Source organism: Kribbella sindirgiensis, from assembly GCF_004331435.1.
In the GTDB taxonomy this organism is placed as follows: Bacteria; Actinomycetota; Actinomycetes; order Propionibacteriales; family Kribbellaceae; genus Kribbella; species Kribbella sindirgiensis.
In genome coordinates this window covers 151,940-164,636 of record NZ_SJKA01000015.1, presented here as the reverse complement: position 1 = coordinate 164,636, position 12,697 = coordinate 151,940, and the positions used below count along the sequence as shown (strand labels likewise).

Annotated in this window: 12 protein-coding genes; 7 read left to right on the top strand and 5 right to left on the bottom strand. The window is 68.0% G+C overall.

All coding sequences use genetic code 11. The features are described 5' to 3' along the window. Positions 1-8: 8 nt before the first annotated feature. From E0H50_RS33060 to E0H50_RS33050, 3 genes are all read left to right on the top strand, one after another. A complete protein-coding gene (locus E0H50_RS33060) occupies positions 9-2,459 on the top strand; it encodes a X2-like carbohydrate binding domain-containing protein (protein ID WP_131294917.1) in 2,451 nt (816 codons plus the stop codon). A gap of 167 nt (positions 2,460-2,626) precedes the next feature. After that, a complete protein-coding gene (locus E0H50_RS33055; protein WP_131294916.1) occupies positions 2,627-3,559 on the top strand; it encodes a GTP-binding protein LepA in 933 nt (310 codons plus the stop codon). Continuing rightward, positions 3,556-4,191 carry a TetR/AcrR family transcriptional regulator gene (locus E0H50_RS33050; RefSeq protein WP_131294915.1) on the top strand — a complete coding sequence of 212 codons (636 nt, stop codon included), beginning with the start codon at positions 3,556-3,558 and terminating at the stop codon, positions 4,189-4,191. The genes E0H50_RS33055 and E0H50_RS33050 overlap by 4 nt, the downstream gene beginning before the upstream one ends. Before the next feature lie 7 nt (positions 4,192-4,198). On the opposite strand, the gene E0H50_RS33045 is transcribed toward E0H50_RS33050, so the two are convergent. Beyond that, entirely contained in the window at positions 4,199-4,990 is a 792-nt protein-coding gene (locus tag E0H50_RS33045) for an NPP1 family protein (protein ID WP_131294914.1), read from the bottom strand. 157 nt (positions 4,991-5,147) lie between these two features. Between E0H50_RS33045 and E0H50_RS33040 the strand changes: the two genes are divergently transcribed. Genes E0H50_RS33040 through E0H50_RS33030 form a run of 3 tightly spaced genes read left to right on the top strand, consistent with a single transcriptional unit; the run spans position 5,148 to position 7,341 of the window. Beyond that, complete coding sequence (locus E0H50_RS33040; RefSeq protein WP_131294913.1) at positions 5,148-5,423, top strand: hypothetical protein; 276 nt, start codon at positions 5,148-5,150, stop codon at positions 5,421-5,423. 27 nt (positions 5,424-5,450) lie between these two features. Next, on the top strand, positions 5,451-7,124 hold the full coding sequence (locus E0H50_RS33035; protein ID WP_131294912.1) for an alpha-amylase family protein: 1,674 nt from the start codon (positions 5,451-5,453) through the stop codon (positions 7,122-7,124). Between the two features lie 43 nt (positions 7,125-7,167). After that, positions 7,168-7,341 (top strand): CsbD family protein, encoded by a 174-nt coding sequence (locus E0H50_RS33030; protein ID WP_131294911.1) that lies wholly within the window; start codon positions 7,168-7,170, stop codon positions 7,339-7,341. A gap of 5 nt (positions 7,342-7,346) precedes the next feature. Here the strand turns inward: E0H50_RS33030 and E0H50_RS33025 are convergent, their stop codons facing one another. Then, on the bottom strand, positions 7,347-8,495 hold the full coding sequence (locus tag E0H50_RS33025) for an MFS transporter (RefSeq protein WP_165547382.1): 1,149 nt from the start codon (positions 8,493-8,495) through the stop codon (positions 7,347-7,349). A 168-nt stretch (positions 8,496-8,663) separates the two neighbouring features. On the opposite strand from E0H50_RS33025, the gene E0H50_RS33020 reads away from it, so the two are divergent. After that, the gene (locus tag E0H50_RS33020) at positions 8,664-9,233 is read left to right on the top strand and encodes a putative glycolipid-binding domain-containing protein (protein ID WP_131294909.1); all 570 of its coding nucleotides are present in this window, start codon (positions 8,664-8,666) and stop codon (positions 9,231-9,233) included. Here the strand turns inward: E0H50_RS33020 and crcB are convergent, their stop codons facing one another. The 3 genes from crcB to E0H50_RS33005 all read right to left on the bottom strand — a co-directional run bounded on the left by crcB (position 9,234) and on the right by E0H50_RS33005 (position 12,625). Then, the gene (gene crcB, locus E0H50_RS33015; protein WP_131294908.1) at positions 9,234-9,605 is read right to left on the bottom strand and encodes a fluoride efflux transporter CrcB; all 372 of its coding nucleotides are present in this window, start codon (positions 9,603-9,605) and stop codon (positions 9,234-9,236) included. After that, positions 9,602-10,126: a FluC/FEX family fluoride channel gene (locus E0H50_RS33010; RefSeq protein ID WP_165547381.1), complete on the bottom strand. Its 525-nt coding sequence runs from the start codon at positions 10,124-10,126 to the stop codon at positions 9,602-9,604. Before E0H50_RS33010 ends, crcB begins: the two co-directional genes overlap by 4 nt. Before the next feature lie 147 nt (positions 10,127-10,273). After that, positions 10,274-12,625, bottom strand: a complete 2,352-nt coding sequence (locus E0H50_RS33005; protein WP_131294907.1) for a GH92 family glycosyl hydrolase — start codon at positions 12,623-12,625, stop codon at positions 10,274-10,276. Positions 12,626-12,697 lie beyond the last annotated feature (72 nt).

Sequence of the window (12,697 nt, the reverse complement as noted above, 5' to 3'; positions counted from 1 at the left end):
TCACCGCCATGACCAGATCCGTTCGGAGCAGGGTGTTGCGGGCCGCGCTTGCGGGGCTCGTGGTCGCCGGGCTGCTGCCGGCAGGTTCGAGTACGTCGACAGCAGCACCAGCCACCACGAGCGTGACCGCGGCGACCGAGCTGCCCGGTCCCGCTGGCGACAAGGCCGCCCGGCCGTACATGGGCTGGAGCAGCTACAGCATGCAGGTCTACAACCCGAACGGCGGCAGCTGGATCACGGCGGATCAGCTGATCGCCCAGTCCGACGCGATGCACGCGAAGCTGCAGCCGTACGGGTACGAGTACATCAACATCGACGCCGGCTGGAACGACGGCATCGACGCGTACGGCCGGCCGACGCCGAGCAAGAAGCTCTACCCGAACGGCCTGCAGGTGGTCATCGACCACATCCACGCCAACGGCCAGAAGGTCGGCCTGTACACGATCCCCGGGATCAGCAAGGCCGTCATCGACGCGAAGCTGCCGATCTACGGCGCCCCGGGGTGCACGACCGGCGACCTGCCGGTGCTGCCGCTGCAGAAGGGCGACTACTGGGGGATCGGCTACCGCATCGACTTCTCGAAGCCGTGCGCGCAGAAGTACGTCGACTCGATCGCGGACCTGTTCGGCTCCTGGGGCCTGGACTTCCTCAAGTTCGACAGCGTCACCCCGGGCTCGGGGATCAGCGACCTGTCGCTGGACGCCCGCGACGACGTGAAGGCCTGGTCGCAGGCCCTGAAGCGGCACAACATCTGGTTCGAGCTGTCCTGGGCGCTGGACATCAACTACGCCGACTACTGGAAGCAGTACGCGAACGGTTGGCGGATCGACTGGGACGTCGAGTGCTACTGCACGGGGACGGCGCTGACCGCCTGGCCGAACATCAACCGGTTGTTCCCGAAGCTCGCCGAATGGTGGCGGCACGCGGGACCGGGCGGCTGGAACGACCTCGACTCGCTCGACGTCGGCAACGGCCAGATGGACGGTCTCACCAAGGACGAACGGCGTACGGCGGCAACGCTCTGGGCAGTGTCCGCGGCGCCGATGTACGTCGGCAACGACATGACCAAGCTCGACGCGTACGGCCTCGAACTGCTGACCAACCGCGAGGTGATCGCGGTCAACCAGGCCGGCCGCCCGGCGCACCCGCTGTCCATGAAGACGAACCGGCAGACGTGGTTCGCGCTGAATCCGGACAGCTCGTACACCGTTGCCCTGTTCAACCTCGGCCAGACCGACGCGGACATGACGGTGAACTTCGCCGACCTCGGCCTGAACGGCGCCGGCAAGGTCCGTGACCTGTGGGCGCGCAAGGATCTCGGCACGTTCGCGTCCGGCTTCACCGCGCACGACGTCCCGATCCACGGGGTCCGGCTGCTGAAGGTCACGCCGCAGAAGAACTCGGCGATCACCGTCAACGACGACGACCGGCGCATGGCGTACGACGGTGCGTGGGAGCGCAACAAGAACTACGAAGTGCCCGCGGTCTCGCAGGCGCTGACCGTCGGCGTCACCGACTCTTCCCCACAGTCCTCGGCGAAGGCGGCCGACCTTCCGACGCGGACCGTCGAGGTCAACAACAACAGCCCGGAGATCGTCTACTCCGGCAACTGGAACTACAGCTCGGGGCGCGGTCTCGGTGACTACCAGGACGACGTGCAATGGACCGAGGGGAACGGCGACTCGTTCTCGTACAGCTTCGTCGGCACCGGCGTCGACTACGTGACCGAGACCGATCCGGGTCAGGGCGACGTCGACATCTACATCGACGGCGAGTTCAAGCAGACCGTGAGTACGTACCTGGATCCGGCGGAAGGGCACAACAAACCGCAGCAGGTCGTCTACAGCGTCTCGGATCTGCCGAACGGCAGCCACACGATCCGCGCCGTGAAGAAGTCCGGCCAGTTCATGCTGCTCGACAAGCTGAACATCCGGCAGGAGAGCCTGCTGAACCCGGACACCGCGACGTTCGACAAGAACGCTCCGGCCGATGTCAGCGTGCAGCTCGGACGTGACCCGGGCGAGCTGGACGGGATCGCGAAGGCGGGCCAGGAGCTGGTGAAGGGTACCGACTACACCGTCAGCGGCAACACCGTGACGATCAGTAAGTCCTACCTGGCGAACCTGCCGGTCGGGAACACGGCGCTCGACGTCAGGTTCCGCGGCGACTACCGCGACGACATCCACGCCACCAAGGCCGACGGTGCGTCGGTCAGTCTCACGTTCACCGGGACCGGCGTCGAGTGGAGTACGGCGCTCGCACCGGATCAGGGCGACGCGGACGTGTACGTCGACGGCAAGCTCGTACGCCGGGTGAACCTGCACAACGACACCCGGGTGACGAACCGGACGGTGTTCACCGCGACCGGGCTGCGGAACGCGCAACACGTCGTACGCATCGTCAAGGTGAACGGCGACGTACTCCGCAACGACACCATCCGCTACTCCATCGCCAAGTAATACAAGTCTTTCGGCGGGTGGCGGTCCCTCGGGGCCGCCACCCGCTGTCGTGTCGCCGGGGTCACAGAAACCGGACAGCTCTGACTGACTGATCAGTCAGTTACTTTGTTAGGCTTGCCTCTGGGGGATCGAGCGCGCATCCCTGTCGGATGAATGAGGTGCCGCCTATGTGGTTGAGCGATGTGACCGTTTCACGCCGGCGCGGCCGCCGCCGGGAGGACTCCAGGCTTGCCGACCATGTCGATCGGCTGGGTGAGGAGCACCCGCCGATCCCGCTCGGCAGCGTCGACTACACGATGAAGAAGCCCAGCCTGCTGGCCGAGCGGTTCGGCCCGGTGCTGGCCTACATGACCCGCGTCGAGCTCGAGGTCGAGCGCAACGTGCTGGAACTGAACATCCTGCTGCCCGATCCGCCCGAGGTCGACCGGCACTTCTACGCCGACGTCTGGATGCCGCAGGAGACCCGCCACGGGCAGATCCTCGACAAGCTGCAGGACCTGCTCGGCATCGAACCGCACGAACCGAACCTGACCGATGTCTCGTTCAGCCTGAAGTTCCTCGGCGCGCTCGGCCGGGTGCCCGGTGTGCAGGACATCAGCCGGATGCTCTACTACCTGACCGGGCTGGCCACCGAGCGTTCCGCGGTGCTTGCCTACAACAAGCTTCACGCCGGACTGGTCGAGCTCGGTGAGCGGGCCGTCGCGGCCACGGTGGTCGCGCCGATCCGCCGCCAGGAGCCCGGGCACTTCGCGTACTACCAGATGGCCGCGCAGCAGCTGTGGGATCAGCTGTCGGGATGGCAGAAGTCGCTGACGCGCGGCCTGCGGAAGCGTACGTTCGAAGTGGTCGGCGCCTACAACAAGCGACAGGTGACCGAGTTCGGGGACGTGATGGACAAGCTGAACATCAGTGACGGCGGCGAGGCGGAGCTGCGCGAGTACGCGCGGCAGGTCGGGCGAGCGGAGTACGAGTTGATGTTCGCGCAGCGGCAGGGTATGCGAGTACCGGACTATGTCTTCAAGGCCCTCAAACGAGCCGCTGTGCTCGCAGCCGAACGGAAAGGTGAAGTCTGGCCCGCCGCCCAACCGGCAGGCTCATGACCGCTCCCGCGCACACGCGCCACGCGGCGAGTCGGACAGGGCGACCGTCCAAACGGCAGCTCATCATCGAGACCGCCGAGCGGCTGTTCGCCGAGCACGGGTACGACGCCACGTCGACGGCCAGGATCGCGACCGAGGCCGGCGTACCGTCCGGGCTGGTGTTCTACCACTTCGCGACCAAGCTGGACCTGTTGCTCGCGGTGGTGCAGGAGCGCCCGGCTCCCCGTGAGGTCCTGCGGTCCACGGCCCGCGGCCGGACGGTACGGCGGCGGTTGCGCGCGATCGTGGCGACGATGGCCGAGGAACTGGAGCATGACCGGGCGGCCCGGATCATCGTGTTCCGGGAGGCGCAGGGGAGACCGGAGATCGCGTCCCGGGCCGCCGAGTTGTTCGCGGAGGCGACCGAGACCGTGGCCTGCGTCCTGGCCGGCGCCGAGGACGTGGTGGCGGACCCGGCCCGGGTGCAGGCGGCCGCGGAACTGGTGGTCAGCCGGGTGTTCCTCGACACGGTCGCGCTCGGGCAGGCCGAGACGGCGACCCATCGGCATGCCGCGATGATCGACCTGATCGCGGACTCGCTGACCGGCGGTGTGCGCGCCGCAGAACAAGCGCGCACGCCGCTTCGGTCTTAGCGGATCGTCAGGCCCAGGGGTCGAACGGGATCCCGGACGGCTTGGACGCGTTCAGCAGGTTGCGGAACCGGTCGTCCTTGTCGGTGATCTTGATCGTCGCGGACCCGAAGTCCGCGGTCATCAGCGTGTCCCGCAACGACGTACTGGGGTAGCCGTTCCAGTCGACGAGCGGCGGGTAGCGCCAGTTGTGGTAGTGGTTCTCCGGCGGTTCGTCGTTGCTGTTGGCGAGCCGGAAGAAGTGCGTACTGGCGCCGTCCTTGTGGTAGACGACCTTCGGGTGCGAACCGTCGAACCGCACCTGCGAACGGGTGTACGTGACCTGGCTGGAGTGCTGCGTCGTGGTCACGTAGTCGACCTGGTTCGTCGACTGGTTCACCCAGGAGACGACGTGCTCCCAGTCGTGCCGGTGACCGCCGAGGCTGCTGCCCGGGAGAGCCTGGTCCTTCTCGAAGTAGCTGGCGTACACGATCGCGCACCAGCCGTTGTTGCACTTCGACCGCGCGTAGGTCTGCGAGTTGTCCAGGTCGGACTGGTCGCGGCAGTTGCCGTTCACGGCGCCGGTCGGGTTGAGGCCGGGGTTGAGGGTGCCGTCGGCGCCGATGGCGGGCGTGGCGTAGCAGCCGTCGGTGTCGTAGTCGTACGCCGGCGAGAACGACTGCTCGTACCCGCCGGCGTTCTGCGGCAGGGCCGGCGGCGGAGCGGCGTACGCCACCGCGGCCGAAGTGATCATCAGGGCGGCGGTGCCAAGGACGACACCGACCGTCCGGCGGAAGGATTTGGGTGGGGCGGAGTCCTGCATGGAGCGCTCCTTCGAAACTTAATTCAGGGCGGAAAGGAACGAAACGAGGATGGCAGGAAATCACCACTTCCGCCTAGACGCCAGATGACTAGAGTGGGAACGGACACCTGCCGCGGTGGGGAGACCGTGAGGAACGGCAGGTGCCTGGGAGGAACACGTGCCTGCTGAGGAACAGGTGGAGCTCCGGCCTTCGCCGCCCGCACTGCCCGATGGATCGATGCCGACGTACGACGCTCACCCGTTGCCAGGAACCGCCGACGGTCAGTCACTGGCGGGCCCTTTCGGCTGGGGCCCTGACCTCGACCGGCTGGATCACCTGGCCCCTACCGACTCCGGTCCACCCGCCGAGAGCACCCTGCTGGTCGTTGCCTTGATCATCGTCGCGGGCGTCGCGTTGTCCGTGCTCGTCGCGGCGATCTCCGTACGCGTGTAGGGGCATGACCGCCGGGTACCGGACTGCATGCGCCTTACCGAAACAGCGGACGTCTGGTGGAAGAACGCGGTCATCTACTGCTTGGACGTCGAGACGTTCCTCGACACCGACGGTGACGGACTGGGGGATCTGCAGGGCGTCTGCCAGCGGATCGATCACCTGGCCGAGCTGGGGGTGACGTGCCTGTGGCTGATGCCGTTCTACCCGACGCCGGACCGTGACGACGGCTACGACATCACCGACTTCTACGGCGTCGACAGCCGACTCGGGACGCATGGCGACCTGGTCGAGCTGATCACGCTGGCGCGCGATCGCGGCATCCGGGTGATGGCCGATCTCGTCGTCAACCACACGTCGGACCAGCATCCGTGGTTCCGGAGCGCGCGGTCGTCCCGCGAGTCGCCGTACCGCGGCTGGTACGTCTGGCGGGACGAACCGCCGCCCGATGCGGACAAGGGCATCGTCTTCCCGGGACAGGAGACCAGCCTGTGGCAGTACGACGAGGAGGCGGGTCAGTACTACCTGCACCGGTTCCGCAAGTTCCAGCCGGATCTCGACATCGCGAACCCGGAGGTCCGCGAGGAGATCGAGCGGGTGGTCGGCTTCTGGTCGGAGCTGGGGCTCTCCGGGTTCCGGGTCGACGCGGTGCCGTTCCTGCTCGACACGTCCGGTGCGGAGGACGCGGGCCGGCTGCCGGATCCGCACGACTACCTGCGGGATCTGCGGGCGTTCCTGGACCGGCGGCACGGGCAGTCGATCCTGCTCGGCGAGGTCAACCTGCCGTATCCCGACGTACGACGCTTCTTCGGTGACGAGGACGGCGACGAGCTGACGATGTGTTTCGACTTCATCGGGATGCAACGGCTCTACCTGTCCCTGGCCCGTAACGAGCCGGCCGAGTTGGTGAAGGCGTTGCGCGAGCGGCCCGATCCGCCCGAGGAGGGGCAGTGGGGGACCTTCGTCCGCAACCACGACGAGCTGACGCTGGACAAGCTGTCCGACGCCGAGCGGCAGGAAGTGTTCGACGCGTTCGGGCCGGACAAGGACATGCAGCTCTACGGTCGTGGACTGCGACGGCGGTTGCCGCCGATGCTGGACAACGACCCGGCGCGGCTCCGGATGGTCTACAGCCTGCTGTTCTCGCTGCCTGGTACGCCGGTGCTGTTCTACGGCGAGGAGATCGGTCTGGGGGAGAACCTCGCCGCGGAGGACCGGCACGCGGTGCGAACGCCGATGCAATGGACCGCGGAGGTGAACGGTGGCTTCTCGACGGCAGACCCGTCCAAGCTGCCGGCTCCGTTGGCCGACGGGGAGTTCGGACCGGAGAAGGTGAACGTGGCAGCGCAGCGACGTGATCCCGACTCGCTGTTCAACTGGATGAAGTTGCTGGCCCGGCGGTACCGCGAATGTCCCGAGCTGTCCTGGGGCTCGTGCACGGTCCTCGACAGCGGAGCGTCCTCGGTACTGGCGCACCGCTCCGACCACGAAGGCGGCACGATCGTTGCTGTGCACAACTTCTCGGCCGAGCCCGCCGAGGTCACGTTGACACTGGCCGGGACCAGCGCCGAAGACCGTGCGGTGAGCCTCCTCGCCGACCGTACGACGGCCATCGGCGACGACGGAACGCTCTCGCTCGACCTCGCGCCGTACGACTGCTGCTGGCTCCGGATCGTGCGCCCGGGAGACCGTTATCTGGTGTGACTCGCGGGTACCGGTTGCTCCTACAGCAAGGATGGAGACGACGATGGACAACAAGGACAAGCTCCAGAACGCGGCCGAGTCCGCCAAGGGCAAGGCGAAGGAAGCTGTCGGCGACGCGACCGACAACGAGGACCTGCAGGCCGAAGGGCAGGCCGAGAAGACGAAGGCGGACCTGAAGCAGGCCGGCGAGAAGGTGAAGGACGCCTTCAAGGACTGAAGCGGCTAGCGGCTCTGGTGGCTCTCACGGTTGCCGAGGACGACGAAGGCGACGATCGCCAGGCTGGTCAGGCCGGCCGGGATGAAGAACACGTGCGGCAGGCCGATCGCGGCCACGCCGACGCCGCCGATGGTGCCGCCGATCGCCGAGCCGAGCGGGATCGCGCTCAGGAAGATACCGGACGCGGTCCCGACGCCTTCGGGGTAGAGCCGTTGGGCGATCGAGACGCCGAGCGCGCCGACACACGCCCACAACCCGGCCGTCAGCGCCTGGCCGACGAACAGCCCGACGACCGACGTACTGAGTGCGTAGGCGAGGTTGCCGGCCAGGCCGAGGACGGCGCCCACTGTCATCGCGCGGATCGCGCCGTACCGGTCGGCGAGCCGCGCGACGACCGGGAGCAGAAGAAGTTCGAGGAGCGGCTGGATGCCGATGACGACGCCACGCAGCGAGTCCGACACGTGCAGCTGTTCTGCCATGTAGATCGGGAGATAGCCGAACTTGATGGTGTCGCCGGTCATCGCGAGCACGCACACCGCGGTGAAGACCAGCAGCGGCATCATGTGGTCGATCCGCCGGCGCCCTGCTGCATGGTGGGTGGGCGTGTCGGTGCGCGGACCGTCGTACCGCTCGACGCGTTGCCGGCCGAGCGGGATCACCTGGGCGAACACGCAGACAGCTGTGGCGATCAGCAGCGCCCGCAGCCCGAAGACGCCGCCGAACCAGCTGCCGAACACCGGGCCGAGAATCCAGCCGGTGGTGAACGCCATCCGGACGGTCGCGACGACCCGGTTCTCGGCACGGGTCGGGTGCCGGCTCAGCTCGTCACGGCACGCCGCGAACAGTTGCGCCATCGACCCGCCGGCGACACTCAACGCCAGCGCGCTGATCACGAACGGCATCCAGACCGCGGTCGCTCCCGCCATCGCGAGCCACCCCACCGCGCCGACCACCGAGCAGATCCGGAACCACAGCAGCCGATCCTGACTCCGATCCGACCACCGCCCGACCAGAAACCCGGCCAGCGGCGCGGCCAAATTCGTCACGTAGTACAGGCCGGCCACGGGCAGCGGCGTCTGCAACTCCCGCACCAAGAACAACGTCAACTGCGGCGTAGCCGCCGACAGCCCCACCCCGGCCACCAGCAACGACAAGAACGCCGACCGATAAAACCGAGACCGAAACACAATCCCCAGAGCGGACTCCGACCGGTCCAGCATCCACCCCTCCAAAACCCCGACCGCCCAACGATACCCACCACGACGTACTCGCCGATTCCGCCATCCACTGGCTGGATGACCGGGCGCGGTTAGTGTGTGGGCATGGAGTTGCGACCGCTGCCTGCTGCCGGGTCTTGGACGCATGGGGGTGCGCGGGTTGGGTTTGAGGTTCTGTTTGTGGGGGAGGGGCGGTTGCGGGGGCGTACGGCGGCTCGGGAGGGCGAAGCGAGCTGGTATGTGGGGTATGAGGTTGTTGTCGGGGGTGACTGGGCTACGGAGTCTGTGGTGGCGGTGAGCTCGACGGTTGCCGGGGAGCGTGAGGTGGTGCTGGAGCGTGGGGCGGGGGACCGGTGGACCGTGGACGGTGTTGCGCGGCCGGAGCTCGATGGGTGTCGGGACGTGGACTTCGAGTCGTCGGCGGTGACGAACACGTTGCCTGTGCATCGCATCCCGTTCGTTCCCGGTACGACGTTCGACGTGCCGGCGGCGTTCGTGCAGGCCGACGATCTGAGCGTCATCCGGCTCGAGCAGCGCTACACGCTGATGAGGTCGGACGAGGACCGGCACGTGTTCCACTACGAGTCCGCGACGTTCGACTTCGAGTGTGAGCTGACGTTCGACGCTTCGGGTCTGGTGCTCGACTATCCGGGGATCGCTGTCCGCGATCGCTGATCAGCTCCAGATCGCCTGGCTGACGGCTGCTCCGAGGAACACACTGCCCAGGCCGGCCACGATGCTCGCGGCGACGTTCGCGACCGCGAGGAACCGCGCGCGGTCCTCGTACAGCCGGATCGTCTCGTACGAGAACGTCGAGTACGTCGTGAGCGCCCCGCAGAACCCGGTGCCGACAACCAGCTGGACGTCGTGCGGAAGTGCGGCGGACGCGCCGACCAGGAAACCCAGGACCAGCGAGCCCACAACGTTCACACTGAACGTGCCCCACGGGAACAGCGAGTCGTGCCGGGCCTGAACGGCGCTGTCGGCGACGTACCGCAGCGGCGCCCCGATCAGACCGCCGGCGATCACGAGCAACAGCCGGGTCATCGCGTTCTCCAGGTGATCAGCGCCCGCGTCGCGCTGACCGTGGCCCGGACCGCGAGCAACGCGCCGACGATCGTCCCGGCGAGGTAGAGCAACGCGATCCCGGCGTTTCCCCCGGTGACGAGCCGCTGGATGTCGACGGCGTACGTCGAGAACGTGGTGAACCCACCGAGTACGCCGGTGCCGAGCAACGGCCGGAGGAGCCGCTGCCGGGGGAGAACGTCGGTGACCACGACCATCAGGATCCCGATCAGGCCGCAGCCCACCACGTTGATGACCAGCGTGCTCATCGGGAAACCGCCCGGCGGGGTCGGCCAGCCGAGCCCGACCAGGTACCTCGCGGCGGCGCCGATCGCGCCGCCGACGGCGATGGCGCCGAGAACCGCCGGGTCGTGCGCACGCTGCGCCCGCCCGTCGACGCGGAGGTCGACGTCGGAATCGACCGGGCCCCTGGGCAAAGAATTCACCGGCGTCGCAGCGCCGACGGGATCGCTCGGGTCGCTGACGTGGTACTGCACGGACATACCTCCTACCGGGAACGGCCTCGCGGCGCGGCGCCGCGAGGTTCCTCAGGTAGGGACTGTTGGCCGCCGACGGCGACAGTTGGATCCGGCGAGCCCCACCGCCGGTCAAACTCCGAACAGCATACCGGCCGCCCTCCGGCGGCCGTCTCAGTGGTCCACGGGCGGCGTTCCCCACGCCGACGGCGCGGCACCCAGCTGAACGGCGATCCGCCCGCCGCGTGTCACGAACGACTCGGGCAACCAGGACTCGCTCCGCGCCCGGCCGTTCAGAGACAACCCTTGGACGTACTGGTTCGTGTCCGACGTTTCCGGCGCTTCCACCGTCAGCCGTACGCCGTTGCTCCGGCGTACCTCGACCTTGGGAAACAGCGGGCTACCGACCAGCAACTCGGCGCGGCCCTGCGTCTGCGGGAAGAGTCCGATCGCGGCGAAGACGTACCACGCGGAGAGCGTCCCGAGGTCGTCATTCCCGGGCAGCCCGGACGGACCGGTTCCGTAGACGGTGTCGACGATCTCGCGGGTGGTCGCCTGCGTCTTCCATGGCGCACCGAGACCGTTGTAGAGCCAGGGTGTGTGCAGGCCCGGCTCGTTCGTCGGGTCGTACCGCACCGGGCTGCCGCCCTTCACCGCCCAGTTGCCGTCGGCGTCGTGGAAGAACGCGTCGAGCCGCTGCACCGCGGTCGTTGGTCCGCCCATCAAGGTGGCGAGACCGGAGACGTCCTGCGGCACCATCCAGGTGTACGTCGACGTCGTGCCCTGAGCGAACCCGGTATCCGTCGACGGGCTGAACCCGTCCTGCCAGGTGCCGTCCGCCTTCCGTGCCCGCTGATACCCGACGGCGGGGTCGAAGGTGCTCTTCCACCAGCCGCCGCGGTCCTTCAGATCCGCCACGTCCGCGCCGATCCGGGCGCCCCACTGAGCGAGCGAGAAGTCCGCAAGAGCGTTCTCCAGCGTTTCCGCGGCGCCGCCCCAGCAATGGCATGCGTCCTGCGGCGCATAGTGCTTGGCGAGGTACGTGTCGAGCGCCGGCCGTTGCCCGGTGCACTGACCCGGGCAGCCGCCGTCGTTCTCCGCGTCCGCGTTCTGCACGCGCGCCTGGTGCACCAGCGAGTCGAAGGCGCCGCGGACGTCGAAGTTCGTTGCGCCCATCGCGACGAAGGTCGCCAGCGTCGGCGCGGCCGGGTCCCCGGTCATCACGTGGGTGGCGCCGTTGTTGTGCAGCCAGCGGTCCCAGATCCCCTTGTTCTGCTGGGCGAACTGGTACATCGACTGCGCGTAGTCGCCCGCGACATCGGGCTTGAGCAGCGCGAGCAGCTGGATGTGGGCCCGGTACTGGTCCCAGCCGGAGAACGTCCCGTACTGCGCTCTCTGCCCGTGCGCGAGCCAGTGGATCTTCAGGTCGGATCCGAGGTAGCGGCCGTCGACGTCGTTGAAGACGTTCGGCTGCAGGAGCGTGTGGTAGAGCGCGGTGTAGAACGTGGTCCGTTGCGCATCGGTGCCGCCGGTGAGGCGGATCGCGTTCAGCTCGCGCCGCCAGTCGGCGTACCCGTCGGCGGCGATCTTTGCGGTGGTGGCGTTCGGCCTGAGTTCGGCGCGCAGGTTCTGCTCGGCGCCGGCCGGGCTGACGTAGGAGATCCCGAGCCGCATCCGCACCGCGGAGCCGGGCGCGAACGTCACGTACCCGCCGGAGCCGCGACCGGCCCGGTCCGCCCCGGTGGCGTATCCCTCGCCGCCGGTCGTGTGCGTGCTGCCCGCGGTGAGCGTGCTGTCCTTCCAGGTGCCGTTGGCAACGATCGGCTGGTCGAACGATGCGGTGAAGTACAGCCGGTAGTACGTTTTGCGGTTGTTCACGCCGCCGTTCGCGCGACGCCCGCAGAACGCCCCGGTCAGCACCGACCCGGTGACCTTGCGATGGCTCGGGTCGATGGTGATCTCGGCGTCCTCGCTGCCGTTCAGCGAGTTCGACGTACGGAACAGCAGGTTCGCGGGCCGGTCGGCCGGGAAGGTGAACTCGCCGACGCCCGCGCGAGTGGTCACGGCGAGGTCGGTCTTCACGCCGGAGTCCAGCGTGACGGTGTAGCGGCCGGGGACGGCGTTCTCGTTCTCGTGCCGGAAATTCGTCGCGTACTTCGTATCGGTCGTGTCGGCGGTCGGCGAGGAGTCGACCGCGCCGACGTACGGCATGATCGGGATGTCGCCCGCCGCGCCCGGGTTGCAGCCGGCGCCGCTGAGGTGGGTCAGGCTGAAGCCGCGGACCCGCGTGACGTCGTACTGGTATCCGTTCGCGGCGCCCGTGCTGGTCTGGTCGCCGCGGGTACTGGTCGGGCTCCACGAGATCATCCCGAACGGCCGCACCGCCCCCGGCCAGGTCGTCCCGTCCCGCGCCGACCCGATCAACGGGTCGACGTACGCGGCCGGATCGAACGCGGCCTGGGCGGCGACTGCGGGGACTGTGGGCGTCAGGAGAGCAACTGCGAGACCTAAGGTCACCAGGCGCATGCGAAGACCTTCCGTGGGCGGAACGGAGCGATCTCAGGGTAGGGGAGTTCGGTGACCAGCGCCTGATGCGCG